Source organism: Streptomyces sp. NPDC051172, from assembly GCF_040682555.1.
Taxonomy (GTDB): Bacteria; Actinomycetota; Actinomycetes; order Streptomycetales; family Streptomycetaceae; genus Streptomyces.
Window position 1 is genome coordinate 1 of sequence record NZ_JBFBBE010000045.1, and the last position, 23,730, is coordinate 23,730.

Annotated in this window: 21 protein-coding genes; 13 read left to right on the top strand and 8 right to left on the bottom strand. The window is 70.6% G+C overall.

What is annotated here, in order from left to right; all coding sequences use genetic code 11:
- Positions 1 to 208: 208 nt before the first annotated feature.
- Positions 209 to 1,642, bottom strand: coding sequence for a S1 family peptidase (locus tag AB0N07_RS25625; protein WP_365838824.1), 1,434 nt, complete (start codon positions 1,640 to 1,642; stop codon positions 209 to 211).
- 190 nt (positions 1,643 to 1,832) lie between these two features.
- On the opposite strand from AB0N07_RS25625, the gene AB0N07_RS25630 reads away from it, so the two are divergent.
- The 5 genes from AB0N07_RS25630 to AB0N07_RS25650 all read left to right on the top strand — a co-directional run bounded on the left by AB0N07_RS25630 (position 1,833) and on the right by AB0N07_RS25650 (position 8,932).
- A complete protein-coding gene (locus AB0N07_RS25630; RefSeq protein WP_365838826.1) occupies positions 1,833 to 2,246 on the top strand; it encodes a PaaI family thioesterase in 414 nt (137 codons plus the stop codon).
- 481 nt (positions 2,247 to 2,727) lie between these two features.
- The gene (locus tag AB0N07_RS25635) at positions 2,728 to 2,943 is read left to right on the top strand and encodes a type A2 lantipeptide (protein ID WP_123969611.1); all 216 of its coding nucleotides are present in this window, start codon (positions 2,728 to 2,730) and stop codon (positions 2,941 to 2,943) included.
- Positions 2,944 to 3,085: 142 nt separating this feature from the next.
- A complete protein-coding gene (locus tag AB0N07_RS25640; protein WP_365838828.1) occupies positions 3,086 to 3,892 on the top strand; it encodes an HlyD family efflux transporter periplasmic adaptor subunit in 807 nt (268 codons plus the stop codon).
- Entirely contained in the window at positions 3,889 to 6,111 is a 2,223-nt protein-coding gene (locus AB0N07_RS25645) for an NHLP family bacteriocin export ABC transporter peptidase/permease/ATPase subunit (RefSeq protein WP_365838830.1), read from the top strand. Before AB0N07_RS25640 ends, AB0N07_RS25645 begins: the two co-directional genes overlap by 4 nt.
- 1 nt (position 6,112) lies before the next feature.
- On the top strand, positions 6,113 to 8,932 hold the full coding sequence (locus AB0N07_RS25650) for an NHLP bacteriocin export ABC transporter permease/ATPase subunit (RefSeq protein WP_365838832.1): 2,820 nt from the start codon (positions 6,113 to 6,115) through the stop codon (positions 8,930 to 8,932).
- A 4-nt stretch (positions 8,933 to 8,936) separates the two neighbouring features.
- Here AB0N07_RS25650 and AB0N07_RS25655 read toward each other — a convergent pair whose 3' ends face one another.
- Complete coding sequence (locus AB0N07_RS25655; RefSeq protein ID WP_365838834.1) at positions 8,937 to 9,464, bottom strand: SRPBCC family protein; 528 nt, start codon at positions 9,462 to 9,464, stop codon at positions 8,937 to 8,939.
- A gap of 222 nt (positions 9,465 to 9,686) precedes the next feature.
- Here AB0N07_RS25655 and AB0N07_RS25660 point away from each other — a divergent pair, with 222 nt between their 5' ends.
- From AB0N07_RS25660 to AB0N07_RS25675, 4 genes are all read left to right on the top strand, one after another.
- Complete coding sequence (locus AB0N07_RS25660) at positions 9,687 to 11,189, top strand: MFS transporter (RefSeq protein ID WP_365838836.1); 1,503 nt, start codon at positions 9,687 to 9,689, stop codon at positions 11,187 to 11,189.
- A gap of 98 nt (positions 11,190 to 11,287) precedes the next feature.
- Positions 11,288 to 11,782, top strand: a complete 495-nt coding sequence (locus tag AB0N07_RS25665) for an isoprenylcysteine carboxylmethyltransferase family protein (RefSeq protein ID WP_365838838.1) — start codon at positions 11,288 to 11,290, stop codon at positions 11,780 to 11,782.
- A 39-nt stretch (positions 11,783 to 11,821) separates the two neighbouring features.
- A complete protein-coding gene (locus tag AB0N07_RS25670) occupies positions 11,822 to 12,829 on the top strand; it encodes a Ppx/GppA family phosphatase (RefSeq protein ID WP_365838840.1) in 1,008 nt (335 codons plus the stop codon).
- A gap of 163 nt (positions 12,830 to 12,992) precedes the next feature.
- Entirely contained in the window at positions 12,993 to 13,370 is a 378-nt protein-coding gene (locus tag AB0N07_RS25675) for an STAS domain-containing protein (RefSeq protein WP_365838842.1), read from the top strand.
- Between the two features lie 139 nt (positions 13,371 to 13,509).
- Here AB0N07_RS25675 and AB0N07_RS25680 read toward each other — a convergent pair whose 3' ends face one another.
- Positions 13,510 to 13,944, bottom strand: coding sequence for a protease inhibitor (locus AB0N07_RS25680; protein WP_365838844.1), 435 nt, complete (start codon positions 13,942 to 13,944; stop codon positions 13,510 to 13,512).
- A gap of 323 nt (positions 13,945 to 14,267) precedes the next feature.
- On the opposite strand from AB0N07_RS25680, the gene AB0N07_RS25685 reads away from it, so the two are divergent.
- From AB0N07_RS25685 to AB0N07_RS25700, 4 genes are all read left to right on the top strand, one after another.
- On the top strand, positions 14,268 to 14,843 hold the full coding sequence (locus AB0N07_RS25685) for a hypothetical protein (protein ID WP_365838846.1): 576 nt from the start codon (positions 14,268 to 14,270) through the stop codon (positions 14,841 to 14,843).
- Positions 14,844 to 15,041: 198 nt separating this feature from the next.
- On the top strand, positions 15,042 to 16,631 hold the full coding sequence (locus AB0N07_RS25690; RefSeq protein ID WP_365838848.1) for a cytosine permease: 1,590 nt from the start codon (positions 15,042 to 15,044) through the stop codon (positions 16,629 to 16,631).
- A 93-nt stretch (positions 16,632 to 16,724) separates the two neighbouring features.
- Positions 16,725 to 17,894 (top strand): lactate 2-monooxygenase, encoded by a 1,170-nt coding sequence (locus tag AB0N07_RS25695; RefSeq protein ID WP_365838944.1) that lies wholly within the window; start codon positions 16,725 to 16,727, stop codon positions 17,892 to 17,894.
- On the top strand, positions 17,891 to 18,877 hold the full coding sequence (locus AB0N07_RS25700) for an NAD(P)-dependent oxidoreductase (RefSeq protein WP_365838850.1): 987 nt from the start codon (positions 17,891 to 17,893) through the stop codon (positions 18,875 to 18,877). The genes AB0N07_RS25695 and AB0N07_RS25700 overlap by 4 nt, the downstream gene beginning before the upstream one ends.
- Positions 18,878 to 19,609: 732 nt before the next feature.
- Here the strand turns inward: AB0N07_RS25700 and AB0N07_RS25705 are convergent.
- From AB0N07_RS25705 to AB0N07_RS25725, 5 genes are all read right to left on the bottom strand, one after another.
- Positions 19,610 to 19,990 (bottom strand): hypothetical protein, encoded by a 381-nt coding sequence (locus AB0N07_RS25705; RefSeq protein ID WP_365838852.1) that lies wholly within the window; start codon positions 19,988 to 19,990, stop codon positions 19,610 to 19,612.
- The gene (locus AB0N07_RS25710) at positions 19,987 to 20,337 is read right to left on the bottom strand and encodes a nuclear transport factor 2 family protein (protein WP_365838854.1); all 351 of its coding nucleotides are present in this window, start codon (positions 20,335 to 20,337) and stop codon (positions 19,987 to 19,989) included. Before AB0N07_RS25710 ends, AB0N07_RS25705 begins: the two co-directional genes overlap by 4 nt.
- Positions 20,338 to 20,598: 261 nt before the next feature.
- Positions 20,599 to 21,234 (bottom strand): TetR/AcrR family transcriptional regulator, encoded by a 636-nt coding sequence (locus AB0N07_RS25715; RefSeq protein ID WP_365838856.1) that lies wholly within the window; start codon positions 21,232 to 21,234, stop codon positions 20,599 to 20,601.
- A 412-nt stretch (positions 21,235 to 21,646) separates the two neighbouring features.
- Positions 21,647 to 22,459 carry an enoyl-CoA hydratase/isomerase family protein gene (locus tag AB0N07_RS25720; protein ID WP_365838858.1) on the bottom strand — a complete coding sequence of 271 codons (813 nt, stop codon included), beginning with the start codon at positions 22,457 to 22,459 and terminating at the stop codon, positions 21,647 to 21,649.
- A gap of 4 nt (positions 22,460 to 22,463) precedes the next feature.
- Positions 22,464 to 23,660: a thiolase family protein gene (locus tag AB0N07_RS25725; RefSeq protein ID WP_365838860.1), complete on the bottom strand. Its 1,197-nt coding sequence runs from the start codon at positions 23,658 to 23,660 to the stop codon at positions 22,464 to 22,466.
- Positions 23,661 to 23,730 lie beyond the last annotated feature (70 nt).

A 23,730-nucleotide genomic window follows, 5' to 3' on the forward strand; every position in this document is an offset into this window, starting at 1 on the left:
GGGGGTTCTCGACGAGGTGGGTCGAGGCGTCCGCGGCCGACAGGGTGATGGTGATCAGGAAGTCGGTGGCGGCGAAGCCGAGCAGGGTCAGGACGCCGGAGGGCCGGACCGTCCACCGTCGACCGGAACCTCGCTGGAGGCCGATCAGTGGGGCTCCATCAGTGGGTCCGCGCTCGATCAGTGCGCTCGATCAGTGAGCGGGACTGGATCACTGGGACCCGGTGAGGGACGACGAACCGTTGCCCGCGCCGACGCCGCTCTGGTCGCCCGCACCGGTCCCGGACTGGTCACCCGCACCGGCGCCGGACTGGTTGCCGGCCCCGGCGCCGTCACTGGCCGTCGCGGACGGGTCGGCGGTGCCCACCTGGCCGCCGCCACCGACCGCGTCGCCGCCGCCCGCCTGGTCGCCGGCCGAGGCAGAAGCGGACGGGTCGGCCGTGCCGGCCTGGTCACCCGCTCCCGCACCGGCACCGGCACCGGCACCCGCGCCTGCGCCGCCGTCGCCCAGCGTCGCGCCCGTGGCCTGCAGGGCCGCGGTCACCGGCTGGAAGAACGTCTCGCCGCCGGCGGTGCAGTCGCCGCTGCCGCCGGAGGTCAGGCCGACCGCGCTGCCGTCCTGCGTGAACAGGGAGCCGCCGCTGTCGCCGGCCTCGGCGCAGACGTTGGTCTGAATGAGGCCGTTGACGGTGTCGGTGCCGCCCGGGACGGTCTCGCTCGCGAAGTTCACGGTGGCGTCGAGCCCGGTGACCTGGCCGTTGTGCAGACCGGTCGTGCTGCCCATCCGGAAGACCGTCTCGCCCACGGTGGCGTCCGCGGCCTTGGTGATCTGGACGGTCTGACCGTTGCCTGCGTTGACCTCGCTGGGCGCCTGGGTGGTGGCGTCGTCGTACTTGACCAGGGAGAAGTCGTTGCCCGGGAACTTGGCCTGATCGACGGTGGCGATCGGCTGGCCGGTCTGGGAGTCGGACCACTGCTTGGCCGCGACCCCGCAGTGACCGGCGGTCAGGAAGGCAGGACTGCCGTCGCTGGCCTTGACGTTGAAGCCGAGAGAGCAGCGGACCCCTCCCTGCGCGGTCTGGGCGAAGATGGCGTCACCGCCCGACACCTTCGTCTTGAAGGTGCCGGCGGACTTCTTCACGGTGGCCATGTCGGCGCCGAGGCTCTTGACCGTCGACGTCAGTCTGTTCCACTTGGCGCCGGTGACCGTGGAGTCTGCGGTGACGGCCAGCTTGTTGGTCTTCGGGTCGATCGCCCAGGCGGTGCCCGGGATGGTCGCCTTGGCCTTCAGGGTCTGTGCGCCCGCCTTCAGCGCGGACAGGCTGTTCTTGACCTCGCGGACCTTCGCGCCCGCCTTCTCCGCCTGGACGACCACGTTGTTCTTGTCGCCGGATATGACGTTGACGGTGAGCTGTTGCGTGCCCGAGTCGTAGTACGAACCGGCGAAGGCGTCACCGAGCAGGTTCTGGAGCTGCGAGGCGAGATTCGAGGCGTCGGCCGCCTTCAGGGTCCTGGGGGCGGCAGTGGTCGACGACCCGTCCTGCGACGCGTTGGCGTGCGGCAGCAGGATGGCGGCTGCGCCGAGCGCCGCGACGCTGCCTGCCGCGATCGCGGCCTTGCGCTTCGGAATTCGCTTGTGACTCAAACTTCTCGACCTCCTGGGGGACCGGAGTCTGTGCCGCCGTACGGCAGCTGTTCTGTTCGGGGCGCCTGGATGGCTGTTGGTACGCACGGGTCGCACGGTGCGTTCAATTCCGTTTGCCAACTCGCTTTGCACAATGCCGAATCGGCCATGACCCGCGTCTGACGAACCTGCGCGGGGAACAATCGCCCATATGACGATGACCACCGCCGAAGCCGACAAGATCCTCTCCGCCAACTTCGCCCCTTGGGTCCTCGAACTGGGCCTGACGGTCGAGGCCCTCGCCGACGACCGGGCGACGCTGCGACTTCCCTGGTCGGACCGGCTGGCCCGGGAGGGCGGCGGGCTGTCGGGGCAGGCGCTGATGGCCGCCGCCGACACGGCCACTGTGATCGCCGTGTCGGCCGCCCGCGGGGCCTACGGACCGATGACGACGGTCCAGCAGTCGACGTCGTTCCAGCGCGCGGTGACCGGTTCGGATGTCCTGATCGAAGCGGTGCTCACCAAACTGGGCCGCCGTATGGCATTTGCGGACATCACGATGACCGCCGAGGCTTCCGGTGAACTCGCGGCACGCGCGAGCACGGTCTACGCACTTCTCGGCTGAGCGTTTCTCGTCCCGATTCCGGGCCGACACGGTCCGCAGTCGATCGACAACGGTCCGTTCAGAACTGCGATCCGAATCACAACTTCAGGGAATCTGCACATCCAATTCCCATCCGGGTCACCGGGTGCAGGGGATCTGCACACGGCGGCGGCCTTCGTCACGCCATTGGGACGGGAGTGTCGGATTCGTCGCGGAGAAGGCAAGGCTGCGGACGAACCGATGCCGTGACGCATGTGAAGAACTCGCCATCGAGCCGTGCGCAAGCCTGCACGGATGGGTGCCCCTGGGGCTCAAGTTGCCTGGTGAGGCCATTGGTTGATTGGAAGCGCGTGCCCGCAGCGTGCTTTGATCCATCGCACCGCAGGGGCCGCGAAGGGTCACCGGAAACGGGAGCCCGGCGCCTGCGGTCGCGGCCGTCGCTCTGTCCCCCAGAGGGGGCCGCTCCCCCTTGTGAAATATCCATACGAAGGGAAGTTCCATCATGAACTCCACCCCCCGTGTTGAGACCGTTGAGATCTCGGACGCCGAGCTCGACGCTGTTTCCGGCGGCCTGTCGATCAACGCTGTCAACTCCGTCACCGGTGCGCTGGACGGCATTGCTCCCGTTTCCGGCACGGTCGACACGGTCGTCGGCACCGTCGAGGGTGTGACCGGCCTGAACACGGCTCCGGTCACCAACCTGGTCGCCGGTCTCTGATCGCGCCTTTTGTGATCGTCGAGTCCCGGAGTCGTACAGCGACTCCGGGGCCTTCGGTTGCCGTAAGAGCCTCACGCAGGCTCCTGAACCAGCCGGCTCGTGCGAGCCGGTCCTCTCTCGTTTTCAGGTGAGGGAAAGTTCCGTGCAGTTCCGCCAGCAGGCCCTCGCCAAGCTCCAGTCGCCGGAGGAGCTCGATCTTCCGGTGCGTTTCGCCCGCCCTCAGGGCTGGCTCGTCCTGTCGGTGACCGTGGTCGCGATGGCGGCCGCCTCCGTGTGGGCGGTGACCGGCACGGTCACGTCCACGGTCGGCGCGCCCGCCATTCTCACGCACGGTGAGGGCAGCTACATCCTGCAGAGCCCCGTCGCGGGCCAGGTCACGGCGGTGCTCGCCAAGCAGGGCGAGCAGCTGCCGGCCGGCTCCCCGGTCCTGAAGGTCCGTACCGCCCAGGGTGACAGCGTCGTCCGCACCGTCGCCGCGGGCCGCATCACCGGGCTCGCCGCGACCATCGGGCAGATCATCCAGACCGGCGCGAACGTCGCCGCCGTGGAGAAGGTCGCCCACGCCGGCGATCCGCTGTACGCCACGGTGTACGTGCCCGCCGAGAACGCGGCCTCCATCCCCGCGGACGCCGCCGTGGACCTGACCGTCTCGTCGGTGCCGACCCAGACATACGGTGTGCTTCGCGGTCATGTGAAGTCGGTGGACCGCTCGGCGCAGTCGGCCCAGGAGATCGCCGCGTTCCTCGGGGACAGCCAGCTGGGCGAGCAGTTCACCAAGAAGGGCCGCCCGGTGGCCGTACTGGTCGGGCTCGACAAGTCGTCGAGCACCACGAGCGGCTACCAGTGGTCGTCGAAGGACGGGCCGCCCTTCGGTCTCACCTCCATGACCCTGGCCTCGGGCTCGATCCGGCTGGCCGATCAGCGTCCCGTCGATTGGCTGCTGCCGTGAGCACCGCACAGGAGACGCGGAGCAGGCGCCGTTCCGCTCCGCCCAAGCGCCCCGTTCCCAAGGGCAGGGCCAAGACCGTCCGCACGCCGACCGTTCTGCAGATGGAGGCCGTCGAGTGCGGCGCTGCCTCCCTCGCGATGGTGCTCGGCCACTACGGCAAGCACGTCCCGCTGGAGGAGCTGCGCATCGCCTGCGGTGTCTCCCGCGACGGCTCGCGCGCCAGCAACCTGCTGAAGGCGGCCCGCAGCTACGGCCTGACGGCCAAGGGCATGCAGATGGACACGGCCGCCCTCGCCGAGGTCAAGACGCCGGCCGTTCTGTTCTGGGAGTTCAACCACTACGTCGTCTACGACGGCATGGGGCGCCGCTTCGGCCGCCGCGGGGTCTACATCAACGACCCCGGCAAGGGCCGCCGTTTCGTGCCGATGGAGGACTTCGACGGCAGCTTCACCGGCGTCGTCCTGGTCATGGAGCCCGGTGAGGGCTTCAGCAAGGGCGGCCGCAAGCCAGGGATCCTGGGCGCGATGCCGGCCCGGCTGCGTGGCACCGCGGGTACCATGCCCGCCGCGGTGCTGGCGAGCCTGCTGCTGGTCGTGGTCGGCGCGGCGGTGCCCGCGCTCAGCCGGACGTACATCGACGAGTTCCTGATCGGCCAGAACACCTCGCTGCTGGGTGTGCTGTTCGCGTCGATGGGCGCATCCGTGCTGCTCACGGTGGTGCTGACGTGGCTGCAGCAGGCGAATCTGCTGCGCGGTCGCATCATCTCCTCCACTCTCTCCAGCGCCCGTTTCCTGCGGCATCTGCTGCGGCTGCCGGTGACGTTCTTCGCCCAGCGCAGCCCGGCGGACCTGGTGCAGCGGCTGCAGTCCAACGACCAGGTGGCCGAGACCCTGGCCCGCGACCTGGCGGCTGCGGGCGTGGACGCGGTGGTCGTGGTGCTCTACGCCGTCCTGCTCTACACGTACGACCCGCAGCTGACCTTCCTCGGCATCGGCGTGGCCCTCCTGAACATCGTCGCCATGCGGGTCGTGATCCGGCTGCGTGCCACCCGGACGGCCAAACTGCGCGCCGACAGCGCCCGGCTCACCAACACCGCCTACACCGGTCTGCAGCTGATCGAGACGATGAAGGCGACCGGCGGTGAGGACGGCTACTTCCGCAAGTGGGCCGGGCAGCACGCCACCACCCTGGAGGAGCAGCAGCGGCTCGGTGTGCCGAGCGCCTGGCTCGGCGTGGTCGCGCCGACGCTGGCCTCGCTGAACAGCGCGCTGATCCTGTGGATCGGCGGCATGCGTGCGGTCGAGGGCGGTATCTCGGTCGGTCTGCTGGTCGCCTTCCAGGCCCTGGTCACCCGCTTCACCGCGCCGATCACCCGGCTGAACGGCGTCGCGGGCCGCATCCAGGACTTCGCCGCCGACGTGGCCCGCCTCAAGGACGTCGAGAACTTCCAGGCCGACCCGCTCTACGGCCGCCCCGGCGCCGGCGACTCCACGCGCCGTCTGCACGGGCACGTCGAGCTGCAGAACATCACCTTCGGCTACAACCCGCTGGACAAGCCGCTGCTCACCGGCTTCGACCTGACGGTCGGCCCCGGCCAGCAGGTCGCCCTGGTCGGCGGCTCGGGAAGCGGCAAGTCGACGGTCTCCCGCCTGATCTCGGGCCTGTACACCCCCTGGGAAGGCGTGATCCGTATCGACGGACAGCGCCTGGACGACATCCCGCGCGGCGCGCTCGCCGCCTCGGTCTCCTTCGTGGACCAGGAGGTCTTCCTGTTCGAGGGCTCGGTGCGCGACAACGTGGCGCTGTGGGACCCGTCCATCCCGGACGACGCGGTCGTCGACGCCCTGCGCGACGCCGCGCTCTACGACGTCGTGACGCGCAGGCCGGGCGGCATCCACAGCAAGGTGGAGCAGGACGGCCGCAACTTCTCCGGCGGGCAGCGTCAGCGCCTGGAGATCGCCCGGGCGCTGGTGCGCCGCCCCAGCATCCTGGTCCTCGACGAGGTCACCAGCGCCCTGGACGCGGAGACCGAGCAGGTCGTGATGGACAACCTGCGCAGGCGCGGCTGCGCCTGCGTGGTGATCGCGCACCGGCTCAGCACCGTGCGCGACAGCGACGAGATCGTCGTACTGCAGCACGGCACGATCGTGGAGCGCGGGCGGCACGAGGACCTGGTGACGCGCGGCGGCGCGTACGCGGCGCTGGTCAGGGAGCGATGAGATGACGACCGCACACGAAGGCGACCTGGTTCTCGGCGCTCTCGGCTCCATGGGCACCTACGTCGACTGCTCGGGCCTGACCCGGCTCGACCTGGAGGGGCCGCAGGTGCTGTGGCTGGTCGCGGCCGGCAGCCTCGACCTGTTCGCGGTGGACGTCGTGCAGCAGGGCCACTGGCATCACCTCGGCCGCCTGGAGGCGGGCTCGCTGATCCTGGGTCCGGTCCCGGGGCCTCAGCACACCCTGGTCGCCCGCCCCTTGCGCGACTGTGTGGTGCACCGCATCGGCCTGCGTGAGCTGTACCAGACGGCCGACACCCAGACCTGGTCCTACGACGAGTACGGCAACGCCCAGTACGTCCCGCCGACGACCAGCCCCCTCGAATACGCCCTCGCCCTCGGCGTCGGCCGCAGCCTGTCCGTCCTCTTCCAGGCGCCGATGGCGACCGAGGGGTCGGCCGCCGAGGTGGCCGACGACGACGTGTTCTGGATGCAGGTGCCGCCCGGCAGTGTGCAGTACGGCTCGCTGTACGGCGCCGAGGCGGCCGCCGACCTGCTGATGGACCCGGCGGTCTGGCAGAGCATGGTCGACCAGCAGTACCGCCTGCTGACCACGCTGGACCGCTGGATCGAGCAGCTGGAGCGCACCCACGAGACACGGACGGCCGCCGGGATCAAGGCCGGTGAGGCGGTCCGCGCCCAGGCCGACCGCACGCTGCTGGCCTCCATCGGCAAGTCGTCCGGCAAGCGCACCACGGCCGCCGACGCGGACGCCTCGTATGCGGCCTGCAAGCTGGTCGCCGAGGCGGCCGGGATCACGCTTGCCGAACCCGCCCAGAGCGGCACCGAGAGCGAGCGCCTGGATCCGGTGGAGCTGGTGGCGATCGCCTCCCGCGTCCGCGCCCGGGCCGTACGCCTGGACGGTCGCTGGTGGCGGGACAACATCGGCCCGCTGGTGGGCCACCGGGCCCTGTCGGGTGCGCCGGTCGCGCTGCTGTGGCGGCGCGGCGGCTACGTGGCCGTACATCCGTCGACCGGGCGTGAGACGCCGATCGAGAAGGACAACGCGGAGGAGTTCGAGCCGCGCGCGGTGATGTTCTACCGCCCGCTGCCCGAACGGACCCTGACCCCCCTGCGGCTGCTGCGGTTCAGCATGCGCGGCACCGGCGGCGACCTGACCAACCTGCTGTTGAGCGGTCTGGTGACGGTGGTGATCGGCGCGCTGGTGCCGATCGCCACCGGCAGGGTGCTGGGCGAGTTCGTCCCGAAGGCGCAGACGGGCCTGATCGCACAGGTCTGCCTCGCCGTAATGCTCACAAGCATCGTGGCGGCGGCCTTCATGCTGCTGGAGAACCTCACCATTCTCCGTCTGGAGGGCCGGATCGAGGCCACGCTCCAGCCGGCCGTCTGGGACCGGCTGCTCAGGCTCCCGACGAAGTTCTTCACCGAGCGCTCGACCGGCGAACTGGCCAGCGCGGCCATGGGCATCAGCTCGATCCGCCGCATGATGGCCGGGCTCGGGCCCGTCATCGCCCAGTCCGTGACCGTCGGTGCGATGAACCTGGGGCTGCTGTTCTGGTACAGCCCCTCGATGGCGCTGGCGGCGATCGGCATGCTCGTCGTCATCGCGGCCGTCTTCCTCGGGCTCGGCCTGTGGCAGGTGCGCTGGCAGCGCAAGCTGGTCGTGCTCAGCAACAAGCTGAACAACCAGGCCTTCCAGACCCTGCGCGGTCTGCCGAAGCTGCGGGTGGCGGCGGCCGAGAACTACGCGTATGCGGCCTGGGCCTCGGAGTTCGCGCACAGCCGTGAACTGCAGCAGAAGGTCGGCCGCATCAAGAACCTCACCACGGTGATGGGCGCGGTCTATCTGCCGCTGTGCACCCTGCTGATGTTCATGCTGCTGGCAGGCCCGGCGCGCGGGGTGATGTCGGCGGCCGCGTTCTTGACCTTCAACACCTCGGTGACGATGGTGCTGACCTCCGTCACCCAGCTGACCAGTGCGTTCGTCTCCACCGTGGCCGCGCTGCCGCTGTTCGAGGAGATCAAGCCGGTGCTGGAGGCTACGCCGGAGGTGCGCACGGCGAGCACCCGGCCGGGCCCGCTGTCCGGTGCGATCGAGGCCCGGCGGCTGTCCTTCCGCTACACGGACGACGGTCCGCTGGTCCTGGACGACGTGTCCTTCGAGATACGCCCGGGTGAGTTCGTGGCGATCGTCGGCCCCAGCGGCTGCGGCAAGTCGACGCTGCTCAGGCTGCTGATCGGCTTCGACAAGCCGGTCTCGGGCAGTGTCCTGTACGACGGCCAGGACCTGGGTGCGCTCGACCAGTCGGCGGTGCGCCGGCAGTGCGGTGTCGTGCTGCAGCATGCGCAGCCGTTCACCGGCTCCATCCTGGACGTCATCTGCGGCACCGAGCCGTACACGCCGGAGGAGGCGATGGCGGCGGCCGAGATGGCGGGGCTCGCCGAGGACATCAAGCGGATGCCGATGGGACTGCACACCATCGTCCAGGGCAGCGGCGCCGTCTCCGGCGGCCAGCGCCAACGTCTCATGATCGCTCAGGCGCTGATCCGCCGGCCGCGGATCCTCTTCTTCGACGAGGCGACCAGCGCCCTCGACAACGAGACGCAGCGCACGGTGATCGAGTCGACCAAGGCGCTCAACGCCACCCGTGTCGTCATCGCGCACCGTCTGTCCACGGTCCTGGACGCGGACCGCGTGATCGTGATGGAGGACGGCAAGGTCGCCCAGCAGGGCCCGCCCGCGCAGCTGCTCGCCGACACGGGCGGGCGGCTGCACGAGCTGGTGCGGCGGCAGATGGCATGAGGGGTCACTCGAGGCCGGGCACCGGCGCCCCGGAGGGCACACCGGCCTCGATGTACCCCTCGTAGAAGTCCTTCCAGGGGGCGCCCACCCCGGCGTGCGGCCCCCCGAACCGCTCCCCCTGCGCCCTCGCGTCGAGGGCTGCCAGGCACACCTCCCAGCCGGCGCCGTTGCGGGCGGCGGTGTCGGCGGCCTTGAGGACGTTGGTGAGGGTGAAGCGGGTGCGCTTGTCGTCCAGCGCCTCCAGGTCGAAGTGCAGTTCGTCACCGCCCCACTCGAAGGACAGGCGACGCGGCTCGTCGAGGGCGAGCACCCGGCCCGTGGACTCGGGCATGTTCGGATCACCGCTGAAGTTGATCGTGCCGCCGGGGCGCGGGTCGATCTCGGCCCGGGACGGGAACCAGTGGGCGAGTTCCTCGGCATCGGTCACGAACTGCCAGACGCGCTCGATGGGATGGCCGTAGCTACGGCTGAAGCGGACGGCCGTGCGGCCGTCGTCCAGGGTCAGATAGATGCCGGTGAGTTCAGCGGCCATGGTGGATCAGTCCTTGGGGGCGGGGTCGGGGCCGTGCACACGCCTCCACGATCTCCCCCACAGGCCGCGGCCGCTCCAGGAGCGGCGCGACGACAGCCCGCATGAGACGCAGGCCACACCTAGCGAAACGTTGCCGTTTCGCTTGCGGAGGGCCTAGTCTGCCGGTGTACGAAACCGTTTCGTTCAAGGTTTCCCGAACGACTTCCCTGGAGTGGTTCTCCCATGTCCCAGAACACCCTGACCGACAGCACCCCCAGACGGGCGGTCGAGGCCGAGCCCGCCGCCTCGTCGAAGCGCTGGTGGATCCTCGCGGTCGTCGCCGTCGCACAGCTGATGGTGGTCCTTGACGCCACCATCGTGAACATCGCCCTGCCCTCGGCCCAGGCCGACCTCGGCTTCTCCGACGGCAACCGGCAGTGGATCGTCACCGCGTACGCGCTGTCGTTCGCCTCCCTGCTGCTGCTCGGCGGCCGTATCGCCGACCTCTTCGGCCGCAAGACCGCCTTCCTCATAGGCGTCGTCGGCTTCGCCGGCGTCTCCGCACTCGGCGGTGCAGCGAACGGCTTCGGCATGCTGGTCACCGCGCGTGCCCTCCAGGGAGCCTTCGGCGCACTGCTCGCGCCGGCCGCGCTCTCCCTCCTCAACACGACCTTCACCGATGCCCGCGAGCGCGCCAGGGCATTCAGCGTCTACGGTGCCATCGCCGGCGCCGGCGGCGCGGTGGGTCTGCTGCTCGGCGGTGTGCTGACCGACGCGTTCGACTGGCGCTGGACGCTGTACGTGAACGTCGCGATCGCCGTCGTCGCCTTCGTGGGCGGCTGGCTGCTGCTGACCAACCACCGCGACGCGGAGAACTCCAAGCTGGACGCGCCGGGCACGCTGCTGGTCGCCGGCGGTCTGTTCTCCCTTGTCTACGGCTTCTCCAACGCCGAGACGCACGACTGGGGTTCGGGTCTGACCTGGGGCTTCCTGATCGCGGGCGGTGTGCTGCTCGCGGCCTTCGCCTGGTGGCAGACCAAGGCCGCGCACCCGCTGCTGCCGCTGCGCATCCTGTTGGACCGCAACCGGGCGGCCTCGTTCCTCGCCGTGCTGATCTCCGGCGGCGGCATGTTCGGTGTGTTCCTCTTCCTCACCTACTACCTGCAGCTGAACCTGGGCTTCAGCCCGACGAAGACCGGTGTGGCGTTCCTGCCGATGGTCGGTGCGCTGATGGTGGCGGCGCAGCTCGGCACCACGGCCCTGGTGCCGCGGATCGGGCCGAAGGTCGTCGTCCCGCTGGGCTTCACGATCGCCGCGGTCGGCATGGCCTGGCTGACCGGGATCGGCGTCGGCTCCAGCTACGTCAGCGCGGTGCTGCCGCAGCTGATCGTGACCGGCGTGGGCCTCGGCCTGGTGATGCCGGCGGCGATGCAGCTGGCCACCGCCGGGGTGGCCGCCGAGGACGCGGGCGTCGCCTCCGCCACCGTCAACGCGATGCAGCAGGTGGGCGGTTCGATCGGAACGGCCCTGCTGAACACCCTTGCTGCGAGCGCCGCGACCGACTACCTGTCCGGCAAGGACGCGACCAGCAAGCTGGTGCGGGCCCAGGCGACGATCGAGAGCTACACCACGGCCTTCTGGTGGTCGGCGGGCCTGTTCGCCGTCGGCGCCGTGATCGCCTTCGTGCTCTTCCGCCGCGGGGTGCCGGAGCAGGACGCGAACGCCGCACCGGTCGTCCACATGTGATCGATCCGACCTGAGCCGCACCGGCTCGAGCCGCACCGGTCCGAGGGGCCGCCGTCCGCAGGGAGACGGCGGCCCCTCTTCGCTGCCATGGTGGCCGTATGGGTAAAACGCGGGCGGCACTCGGGTCCACGCTCTTCCTCTTCCTCGCACCCGGCACCGTGGTCGTCCTGCTGCCGTGGTGGCTGACCGGCTGGCGGGCGGGCGACTGGTGGCCGCCCGTGCGCGTGCTCGGCCTGGTGCCCCTGGCAGCTGGGGCGGTCGTCCTGCTGTCCGCCTTCTTGCGCTTCCTGACCGAGGGGTTGGGCACTCCTGCGCCGGTCGCGCCGACCGAGCACCTGGTGGTGGGCGGGCTGTACCGGTACGTACGCAATCCGATGTACGTCGCGGTGGTCGCGGCGATCGGCGGTCAGGGCCTGCTGCTCGCCCGGCCGGTGCTGTTCGGGTACGACGTCCTCGCGGGAGGGGCGATGTGGGCGTTCGCAACGTGGTACGAGCAGCCCGCGCTGACCCGCCGCTTCGGCGCCGACTACACCCGCTACCGGCGCGCGGTGCCGGGCTGGTTGCCTCGGATGACACCCTGGCGCGGTGACTGACGGGCGTTGGCCTGCCCGGATTTGGGTACCCCCTGGCCCATGCGGATCAGCGTGGTGGATGTGGGATCGAACACGGTCAGGCTGGTTGTGGCGGACGCCGAGGGCGGGGTGCCGCTGCCGGTCCACACCGCCAAGTGGCGTCTGCGGCTGTCGGAACACGTGAGGCCGGGGAGCAACATTTCCGAGGAGGACATCGACCGCATCGCCGGGGCGGTCACCGACGCGAGCCGGACGGCGGCCCGGTGGGGTGCGACCGCACCGCTTGCCTTTGCGACGGCCGTGGTGCGTGCCGCTCCGAACCGGCGGGAGGTGCTGCGCACCGTCCGGTCCCGGACCGGGGTCGGGTTGTGCACGCTGCCCGGCGAGGTCGAGGCCGAGCTGACCTTCCTCGGGGCGCGGCGCTGGATGGGCTGGCGGTCGGGGCCGCTCGCTCTGCTGGACATCGGCGGCGGTTCCCTCGAAGTGGCCTTCGGGCGCGGCCGGTTGCCCGACTTCGTGGCCTCGCTGCCGCTGGGCGCGGGACGGCTCACCCATGAGTTCTTCCAGGGACAGGATCCGCCGCCGCAGGACCAGGTGCGGACGCTGCGCCGCAAGGTCCGGCACCAGCTGCGGGACGTCGCCGCGCGGATCCGGTGGGAGGGCCCGCGCACGGCGGTGGCCACCTCGCGCACCTTCCAGCAGCTGGGACGGCTGTGCGGGGCGCCGCCCGGGCGCCACGGCCCGTTCGTGGAACGGCAGTTGAAGCGCTCGGACCTACGGGCCGCCGTCGGCCGGCTGGCCGCACTGCCGGCCGCCGAACGCGCCCGACTCCCCGGCATCTCCGCGCCGCGCGCCGAGCAGAGCCTGGCCGGCGCGGTGGTCGCCCACACCTCGATGAAGCTGACCGGCCTCAAAGTGGTCACGATCTGTCCCTGGGCGATCCGTGAAGGCGTCCTGCTGCGCCAGATCGAGGACGGCACATCCTGGTGGACGAAGATCAACAGTCTTGACGAGGCGCCCCCGTCCCTCGACCCGGTGCCTCTGCGCATAGCCACCCCGACCCCCTGAACCAACAGCCCTGAGTCGTCGCGCGCGCGAAATGTCAAGCACCTCCACCGCAATTCACCAGGTCGGGTGAACCAGATCTTGCGCTGGGCGTGTCGGGGATGCTCCCTCGCCGGTCGGGGTAACTACCGAGACCGAATGCGCCCTTTGCCTAGGTGGAGCGGACATGACGCCGCATGCGGACGACCGCGCCTGCGAACCACCCGCGGCGAACACTCATGCCCGCACTCGGGCCGGCAGCCGGTTCACCGTGGTCATGGTCGCGGGTGAGATCGATCTGGCGACCGCGGAGTTCCTCCGGGAACACCTGGACGCGGCAACCGCGCGGCCGGTGCCGGATGTGCTGGTCGACCTGCGGGAGGTCGAGTTCTTCGACTGCTCGGGCCTGCGTGTGCTGTGCCGGGCCGAGTCGCGGGCCCGGGAGCGCGGCGGTCGACTGCGCATCGTCTCCGAAGCACCCGGCATCCGCCGGCTGCTGAGCGGTGCGGGACTGCTGGGACGTTTTCCGCCCCTCCCCGCGATCCCCGGGGAGGGGCGGAACTGATGCCAGGAGTCGGCGGGCGGCCCCACTCCGCCCTGCCGACCCCTGGAGCGAGATCGACGGGTACCCGCGACAAGGGACTCGCACTCCCCAAACTGCGTGCCTCTTCAGGTGTGCACGAGGACTCCGCGATCCCGGTCTCTCAGAACGCGAAGACTCCGGTCCCGTAGGAGTTCTTCACGCACTCGTTGCCGAAGGTCCGTTCGTAGGAGACGCGCTTGCCCTGCCACACGCCGTCGACCGTGACGACGACCGGGTCGTACAGCTTGTTGCAGATCACGCCGTCTCGTGCCCTCAGGGCGTCGATGTCACCGCCGACCCCGCGCAGTTCGGCGCAGGCGAGGGCCGGGGCCGGGTGGGTGCCGGAGGCCGTCGGGGCGCAGTTCAGGGTGACGGCCCGCAGCGGGGTCGCGGCGGCCGCGCTTGCGCCGTGGCCGACGGTGAGCACCAGGGCCGAGGGGGCGTAGAGCGAGGCGGGCGCGGCGGCCGGGGCGGCGAGCGCGGACCCGGTCAGGGGTCCGCAGACGGCGGTGGCCGTGAGGGCGAGGGTGGCTGCCCAGCGCGCGGTGTTCCGCATTGTGTGCATCCTTCCGCAGGATTCGAGGGTGTGCCGACCCGTTCCGGTTGGTGCCGGACCGGCGAGCGCGAGTCTGCCGAGTCCGCCGCGGAAAAACACCTCGACCCCATGCGTTTCAGTAACCTTGCGTGTTGAATCAGTGGCGCGAAGTTACAGAGTTCGACCGCATGAACCCCGGAACTGAGCGGTTCTTGATCGCCCGAAGCAGCCAAGTGGCTGATTTCCTGCGCCTCGTTAATAGGCCTGAAACATTCCGGTTGAGCTCTCGGCGGACTCCCCCGCATCCCCTTGCGTTCATGACCCTGTCGAGTAATGGTCATTACATGATTACGCCAGAGCAACGAGAGAAGCTGCGCGGCTGGTTCGCCGGTCGGCTGCCCGAGGACCTCTTCGAGGAGCCGGTCGAGCTCACGGTCGACCGTGAGGAGATCACCGTGATCGGTCGCATTCCCGCACCCCGGCTCGCCGAGGGCGCTTCGGACGCCGAACAGGAGGCCGCCGTCCAGGGCAGGATCCAGGAGTTCCGGGAGCGCACCCGGGAGGCACGCATCGAAGTGGCCCGCGAGGCCGAGCACCTTTTCCGCCGGAAGGTCTCCTGGGGCGTGGAGTGCGGCGGCGAGCGCGCCCTGTTCACCCACGTGGCCGCGCCCGTGATGACCCGGCTGCGCCAGCCGGAGCGCCAGGTCCTCGACACCCTGATCGCCGGCGGGGTCGCCCGCAGCCGCAGCGACGCCCTCGCCTGGTGTGTGCGCCTGGTGCAGCGGCACACCGACGACTGGCTCGCCGAGCTGCGTGCATCCCTCGAACACGTCCAGCGGGTGCGGGCACAGGGCCCCGACACGGAACCGCAGGACGCCACCGCGGACCGTTCGACGGACACGTCGGCCGACGACGACTGATGGAGGTTTCGTACACTCACCACGCAGAAGATGGATGAACCGTCCTCTGGTGCGGGTCCTGCAGGCCGCCTTACGGTCGGCAGACCGTCGAGAGGACGGCCGCCATGCCCGCCGCACACCCCCGCGGCGGCGACCGGCCGTCCACCCCGCCGCGCCACCACGCGCTCCACCGCCGCCCCGCCCCCCGCTGGAGCCACCTTGTCCGCGCCCTCGTCCGACTCCCCCGGCGCGCCGCCGTCCCTCACCGAGGTCGAGGCCCACGGCGTCGAGCGCATTCCCGACGGGGACCGCACCGCGACCCCGCTCGACCTGTTCCGGCTCGCCTTCGGCGGCGCCAACACGTTCTCCACCTGCGTCCTGGGCGCCTTTCCGATCCTTTTCGGCCTCTCCTTCTGGCAGGGCCTCGCCGCCACCCTCCTCGGCGTCCTCGCGGGCGCGCTGATCCTGTGCCCGATGGCGGTGTTCGGCCCGGTCAACGGCACCAACAACGCCGTCTCGTCCTCCGCGCACCTGGGCGTGCACGGCCGGGTGGTCGGCTCGTTCCTGTCGCTGCTGACGGCGGTCGCGTTCTTCTCGATCTCGGTGTGGAGCTCCGGGGACGCCCTGGTCGGCGGTGCGCACCGGCTCTTCGGCCTGCAGCGCAGCAATCTCTCGTACGTCTTCGCGTACGCGCTGTTCGCCGGCCTGGTCCTCGCGGTGTGCGTGTACGGGTTCCGGTTCATGCTGTTCGTCAACAAGGTCGCGGTGGCCTCGGCGACCGTGCTGTTCCTGCTCGGCGCGATCGCCTTCGCCGGCGACTTCGACCCGTCGTACGCCGGTGTCTTCACCGGCACGGCGGACGCGGCGACGAGGTCCCTGTTCTGGCCGTCGTTCATCGGCGCGGCGCTGATCGTGCTGTCCAACCCGGTGTCGTTCGGGGCGTTTCTCGGCGACTGGTCGCGCTACATCCCGGCGGGCACCCCGCGCCGCCGGGTGATCGGTGCCGCGTTCCTGTCGCAGATCGCGACGCTGCTGCCGTTCGTCTTCGGTCTGGCGACCGCGAGCATCATCGCCGCGAAGGCCCCGAAGTATGTCGACCCGGCCACCCCCGACTTCGTGGGCGGGCTGCTCGCCATCTCGCCGACCTGGTACTTCCTGCCGATGTGTCTGCTCGCCCTGATCGGCGGCATGTCCACGGGAACGACCTCGCTCTACGGCACCGGGCTCGACTTCTCCTCCGTGTTCCCGCGGCTGTCGCGGGTGCAGGCGACCGTGCTGGTCGGCGTCCTGTCGATCGCGTTCATCTTCATCGGCCGGTTCGGGCTCGATCTCGTCCGGTCCATCTCCACCTTCGCCACGATGATCATCACGTGCACCACGCCGTGGATGGTCGTCATGATGCTGGGCTTCTTCACCCGGCGCGGCTGGTACGACCCGGAGGCCCTCCAGGTCTTCAACCGCCGTCAGCGCGGCGGCCGTTACTGGTTCGCGCACGGCTGGAACTGGCGGGGCATGACCGCGTGGTGGGTGTCCGCGCTGATCGGCGTGCTGTTCACGAACATCCCGGGGCAGTTCGTGGGTCCGCTGGGCGACCTCGCGAACGGCATCGACGTCAGCCTGCCGCTGTCGCTGGTGGTGGCCGCCGTGCTGTATCTGACGCTGCTGCGGATCTTCCCCGAGCCGCGTGCGGTGTACGGGCCGCAGGGTGCGCGGCTGGCCCGCACCGTCGAGGTCGCGGTGCCGCCGATCACGGGGCCGGGAGCGGAAGTTGAAGAGGTGGCGCCGCGCGGCCGTGCGATCCGGCCTTGATCCACGGGTCCACCCCGGTGGACGCACCTGCGCCTACTCGCCAGTATCGTCGGGGTGCAACGCGTACTCAGCGACGAGGGGCGGGACGTACCCATGGCCAAGCACTGGGCGGACTTCCAGTACGAGATCTATCTGGGCGGGATGTCGGGCGCCGTACCGAGGCTGCCCACCGATCTGACCCGGCTGGAGGAGCTGACCGAGCAACGGCTCGGCCCCGGGCCCGTCGGCTATGTCGCGGGCAGCGCGGGCGACGGCAGCACGGCGCGCGCGAACCGGGCGGCGCTCGGACGGCGCCGGATCGTGCCGCGGATGCTGCGGGACGTGCACGAGCGGGACCTGTCCGTCGAGGTGCTGGGCCGCGCGCTGCCCGCCCCGCTGGCCCTGGCGCCGGTCGGCGTGCTGTCGATCATGCACCCGGACGCCGAGTCCGCGGCCGCCCGTGCCGCCGCCGCGCAGGGCGTGCCGTACATCCTGTCCTCGGCGTCCAGCACGCCGATGGAGCAGGTCGCGGAGGCGATGGGCGACGCGGAGCGCTGGTTCCAGCTGTACTGGGCCAAGGACCGTGAGGTGACGCGGTCTTTCCTGAACCGGGCGAAGGCGGCCGGGTTCACGGCGCTGGTCGTCACCCTCGACACGCCCCTGCTGGCCTGGCGCCCCCGCGACCTCGACCAGGCCTATCTCCCCTTCCTGCACGGCGTCGGCACCGCGAACTACTTCTCGGACCCGGCCTTCCAGGCGGGCCTCGCCAAGCCGGTCCACGAGGACCCGAACGCAGCCGTACTGCACTTCGTCGGCATGTTCGCCGACCCCGGCAAGACCTGGCCGGACCTGGCGTTCCTGCGGGAGAACTGGGACGGCCCGATCGTCCTCAAGGGCATCCTGCACCCGGACGACGCCCGGCAGGCCGCCGACGCCGGGATGGACGGCGTGGTCGTCTCCAACCACGGCGGCCGCCAGGTGGCCGGCTCCGTCGCGGCCGCCGACGCCCTGCCCCGGGTGGCCGAGGCGGTCGGCGACCGGCTGACAGTCCTGTTCGACAGCGGCGTGCGCACCGGCGACGACGTCTTCAAGGCACTCGCGCTCGGCGCGCAGGCTGTGCTCCTGGGGCGGCCGTACGTGTACGGGCTCGGTCTCGACGGACAGCCGGGCGTCGAGCATGTGATCCGCTGTCTGCTCGCGGAGCTCGACCTCACGCTCGCCCTGTCCGGACACGCCACACCCGCCACGATCGGCCCCGCCGACCTCGTCGAGGAATCCGTATGACCACCGCCCCGAAGAACGTTCTCGCCGTCATCGCCCCGCACGTAGGAGGCCGCGCCGCCGGCGCCGGACTCGCCACGCTCTTTCCCGGCGAGGCGAACGTCTCCGTCGTCGAGGCGACCGACGAGGACCCGGCCGCCCTCCGCGCCGCACACGTGATCATCACGGCCCTCTCCCCCGTGACCGCCGAACACCTCGCCGCCGCACCGGGCTTGAAGCTGGTGCAGTGCGCGAGCCACGGCTTCGACTACGTCGACGTGGAGGCCGCCCGTGCCCGGGACGTACTCGTGTGCAACATCGGCTCCAGCGGCGCCGAGTCGCAGAACGTGGCCGAGCAGACCTTCGCCCTCATGCTGGCGCTGGCCAAGCAGCTGATCCCCGCGCACACGGCGCTCGTCGAGGCGGACTGGGCGCTGCCCCGACTGCAGCGGTCCCTCACCGAACTGAGTGGCAAGACGCTCGGCATCGTCGGACTCGGCGGCATCGGGCAGCAAGTGGCCCGCCGCGCGGTCGCGTTCGACATGAGCATCGTCTACGCCGGTCGCCGCAGGCTGTCCGAGGAGACGGAGGCCCGGTTCGGCGGGGCCCGCCATGTCCCGCTCGACGAGCTCCTGCGCACGGCCGACTACGTCTCCCTGCACGCACCGCTCACCGACGAGACCCGGCATCTGCTCGACGCCGAATGGCTCGCCCTCCTCAAGCCGACGGCGTTCGTGATCAACACGGCGCGGGGCGCCCTCATCGACCAGGACGCCCTCGCGGACGCGCTGGAAAAGGGCGCCCTGGCCGGGGCGGGCATCGACGTCTTCGACCCCGAACCACCCACCCCGGCCCTGCGCCTCCTCAAGTCACCGAACGTGGTGCTCTCACCGCACGTCGGCGGGGTGACCCGCGAAACCCTGATCCGCATCGCCCTGGCCGCCGTGCAGAACGTGGCCGATTTCCTGGCGGGACGGCGACCGCGGGACATCGTCGACCACCGGTAGCTCGTAAGTCCGGCGGCAGAGGTCGATGCCGTGTCCGGTGGTGACCGCGTCGATCAGGGTGGCGAAGGGGTGAGCCAGGAATGGGTGGCGCGTAAGGCCCTGGGACGGCAACGCAGTTGGGGCCGGTGGAGTTGGCCCGGCTCCCCTCTCTGTCCCCTCCTCGGGACATGGATCCGGCGCGGTGGCGTCCACCGGGTCCGGGTGGCGCGGACCACCGGTCCCAGCAGAAGGAGAAGACGCACCTGACCAGGGTCTGGTGGCGGCGGACGGCGCGGTCGGAGCGGACCTGGAAGTCGGCCCGGCCCAGTTCGTCCTTGACTTGCTTGCAGCTCTGCTCGACCGCCGCCCGCAAGCCGTAGCGGCGGGCGATCTCGGCGAGGTCGGCTGGGGCGGTGGTGGCCACGGCCAGACGGCAGGAGCGAGGACGCACAAAACCGCGAGTACGGGCGGAACTTCGACCGACGGATGGGTCAACTGAACGCAGTGGATGTGGACTTCACGATCCGTCACCTCCACCGGCTTCGCCGCACAGTACACCCCAGCCCTCGCAGCGCGGTCGAGGGCCGCGTCGATGTCGGTGTGGCGCCATGGCCTGAGGCCGGGCAGGTGCCGGGTGAGTGCGGTTGGCTCGCCGCGCCACCAGTCGATGAACCGTTCCTGCGTCCACTCGGGCGGCCGGACGGACGAGGTTGTACACCCTGCCCTCCTCAAGCATCGCGCCTCCCGGGGTGATCACGTGAACAGGACCGCGGGCGAGCGCCCGATCAACAGCCGCCGTACCCGGCCCTCGTCGTCCAGTCGGGCCCAGGCCACGAACGTCGCCTCCGGTGCGCCCGACCTGCGCACCTCACCGAGGTACAGCTCGTCCCGGCCGATGGTGGAGGCCGTGAGCGGGTGGTGGGTGCGGACGCCGACCTCACGCTGGGCGAGGTACCCCTCCATCTCCGCGCGGCCGCCGTGGAAGTCGGTGCCGGCGTCGCCGCCGGTGGAGAACAGGATCGAGAAGGAGAAGTCGTCGCTGATCAGGTCGAGGATCCGGTCGGCGTCGTCACTGTCGAGGATGCCGAACCAGGTGGTCAGGAACGGTGCGACGGACGTGGACGGCGCGTTCACGGCCGGTCCACCAGGTCGAAGTCGGGGGTGAAGAACGACTGGTAGCCGGCCATCAGCCCGGCCGGTGAGACCCGCACGGCGGACAGGAAGGCTCCCGTGGTCACGCCCTCGTCGACGACGAAGCCGTACGCGGTCTCGACATCGCCGTCGACGGCGTACCGCACGATCTCGTGCCGGCGGTCCACGGCGTTGCGCCCGGAGATGTAGGCGGCGAAGTCCTCGCGGGAGGTGCCGCTGCGTTGGCCGCCAGGCAGGGAGATGAGAAACCGGAAGCCGGGTTCCAGCAGTTCGAGGGCCTTTTCCGGGTCCTGGCCGTCCATGCGGGCCATGTATTCGCGAAGCACCATTGCCGATCGCTCTCCCTCAACCCCACAAGTAACTTGAGTTCAGTTCAATCGACTGTACGGCAGCAGCCGCGCCGCCGACAAGGGGCCGGACGTCACCCGACGCGGCCGACCCGTGGCCCGGCGTACGGCCGCCGCGGAACGGTCGGCCGGGCATCGCGGTGAAAAACGAAGACCTCCGGTGTGCGGTGCAGTGCTGGACAACTGCGCACACCGGAGGCCTTCGCCCTGATCAACTCCAACGAGCGTGCACCACGCTCGTGATCAACACGCCTGGTCCGCGACCATCCTCACCACGCATCCTTCGATCATCTCGCTGATCTCCGGCAGCGGGATCGCGCCGGTCGGGCGGTACCATCGCCAGACACTGACGATCATGCCGAGGACGGCGAGGCCGAGGGTGTGCGCGTCACGGACCGGGAAGCCGCCTTTGGACATGCCGCGCATCAGCAGGCTCGTCCAGTCCCGCTCGACCATCTGGACCAGCTGGCGGGCCGCGACGCGCTCGGTCTCCTCACGCTTGGACTTCCGCGGGACGGCGAGCAGGGACATGTTGGCCTGGAGGATGCGCATCTGGCGGATCTCCTGCTCGGTGACCGCGAAGGCGGACCGGACCGCTGCGCGCAGTTCCTCCACCGGGTCCGTCTCGTCGGCGGTGGCCTCCACGAACTGGTCGTGGGAGCGCTGCAGTTCCTGGCGCATGATGGTGAGCAGGCAGTGGGCCTTGGACTCGAAGTAGTGGTAGAGGGCGGTCTGCCCGATACCCACTCGGTCGGCCACCTCCGACCACTTGGTGTTCTCGTAGCCGTCCTCCCCGAACCGCTCCACGGCAGCCACGAGAATCGCGCTGCGCTTCGACCTGGGCCCCTCCTCCGGATCCACGATCCGCGCCCTTGCCATTGCCTGTCTCCCTCACCATCCAAGACGGTACCGATCACCGTCCGGTCGTCCGAGGGTAGACCCAAGTTCAGGTCGGCTACGAATTCAGGGTCCGTGCGGCGCCGTCCCGGTCGGACGGAGTCGGGTTCGATGCCCGGCGACAAACGCCGCCACGCCTGCCCGGCCCTCCACGGACATCGCGGCGGCGGCCGGTGTTGCCGATGCCGGCGGACAGCGCCCTCCCGACCAGCCGCTGCGGCGCCGCGCAATCGGTCGTGGCCCCCGCAGCGCCGGACCAAGCCACAGGGCTCTCATGAGAGTCGCCAGGACGCCCCCTGCGCCCCGGGCACCTTCCTCGGCGCAGCGGGCCGCACACCCGCACCCGATCCCCCGGGCAGCGCCCTTGATCACCACGACACGATGCCCGAAACCGTCACACGCCCCTTGGGACATCCGTCGAGCCGATCGTCGATACCTCCGGCCGGCCTGAGCGGCCGGTGAATCTCTCGAGCCGCTCGCGCGCCTCGGCGGTCTCCACCGCGCGCGCGATCGTCCGCGCCTCGTCCCGTCCGAGGGCGGCGCGGTTCTGGTCCCAGGCACTGCGCGACAGGCGGCGCGCCTGGCCGAGGGCGTACGGCGGACCGGCCGCCAGCGCCGTCGCCAGTCGCTCGGCCTCGGCCAGGGCCGTGCCCGCGGGAGCGAGCCTGGTGACCAGTCCCCAGTCCCGCGCCTCGTCGGCGGCCAGGACACGCGGCGTGAGCAGCAGCTCGAGGGCCCGCGTCTGGCCGACCGACCGCGGCAGGAGCCAGGACAGCCCGCAGTCCGGGGTGAGCCCGACACCGGCGTACGCACTGAGGAACCGGGTCTCCTCGTCGGCGACGACGAGGTCGCAGCTGAGCATCACCGCCAGCCCCGCGCCGGCGACGGCACCATGGACGGCGGCGACCACTGGCCGCTCCAGGGCGAGCAGCCGCTGCAGTGCGGCGTCCAACTCGCCGGCGAGGCTCTCCAGATACGCCGCCCGGTCGTCGTCGGCCAGCATCGAGGCGACATCACCACCGGAGCAGAACCGGGACCCGGCTCCGGAGACCAGCAGCACCCGGACGGACTCGTCCGCGGCCGCCGCGTCGACGGCCGCGCCGAAGGCGGCGGCGGTCGACAGGTCGACGGCGTTGGAGACCTCCGGCCGGTTCAGCACGATCCTCCCGACGCCGCCCGCGGCGTCGTACTCCACTGCGGCGCCCATGGCCTCAGACCCGCCGGAACAGGGCGGCCAGGGCCTGCCCGCCGCCGATGCACATGGTCACGACGCCCAGCTCGAGATCGCGGCGGACCAGGTCTCTGGCGACCCGCAGGGTCAGGTTGGCCCCCGTGGCGCCGACCGGATGGCCGAGCGCGATCGCGCCGCCGTAGGGGTTGACCCGCTCGGGGTCGAGCTTGGCATCCCTGACACAGGCGACCGCCTGGGCGGCGAAGGCCTCGTTGAGCTCGATGATGCCGATGTCGGACGGTGACGTGCCGGTCTGCTCGAACAGTTTCCGCAGGGCGAGGACCGGCGCGTATCCCATCAGCTCCGGCTCCATGGCCGCGGTGGCGACGGCCTCCAGCGAGACCAGCCCGGTCAGTCCGCGCTCGGTGGCGACCGACTCGCGCGCGAGCACCAGGGCCGCGGCCCCGTCGTTGACGCCCGAGGCGTTACCGGCGGTGACGGTGCCGTTCTCGGCGAACGCCGGGCGGAGCCCCGCCAGCGTCTCGATCGTGGTCTGCGGCTTCGGGTGCTCGTCCTGCTCCGCCGTGAAAGGCTTCCGGCCGCCGACCTCGACGGGGACGATCTCCTCGGCGAACGCCGCCAGCGCCTCGGCTCTCGCGGCCCGCCGTTGCGACTCCACAGCGAACTCGTCCTGCTGCCGGCGGGAGACGTCGTACTTCGACGCGACCCTCTCGGCCGTCAGCCCCATGTGGACACCGTGGAACGGGTCGGTCAGCATCATCACGGTGCCGTCGACCAGCTCGCGGTTGCCCAGCCTGTAGCCGCTGCGGGCGGCGAAGTCGTAGAACGGCATCCGGGTCATCGACTCGTCGCCGCCCGCGACGGCGACGTCCACCCCTCCCCATCGCATCTGCATGGCCGCGGACCACACCGCCTGCAGGCCCGAGCCGCACAGACGGTTCACGGTGTACGCCGGAACCCGGTCCGGGAGGCCGGCGGTGAGGGCGACACGGCGGGCGTTGTAGGCGTCAGGTCCGACCTGGCCTATGCAGCCCATCACCACCTCGTGAACGTCGTCGGCAGCGACGCCCGAGCGCGAGAGCGCCGCTCGGACCGCGGTCGCGCCGAGCTCGTGCGCCGGCACGTCCTTGAACATCCCACCGAAGCTGCCGATCGGGGTGCGTGCTCCGTCGAGGACGAGGATCTTCTCGGTCCCTCCGGTGCTCGTGCTGTTCATCCCCATCAAGAACTCCTCAGCTGTCTGGTCAGGTCACGCCGGCGCAGTGCACTCTATTTGAAGTGAATTC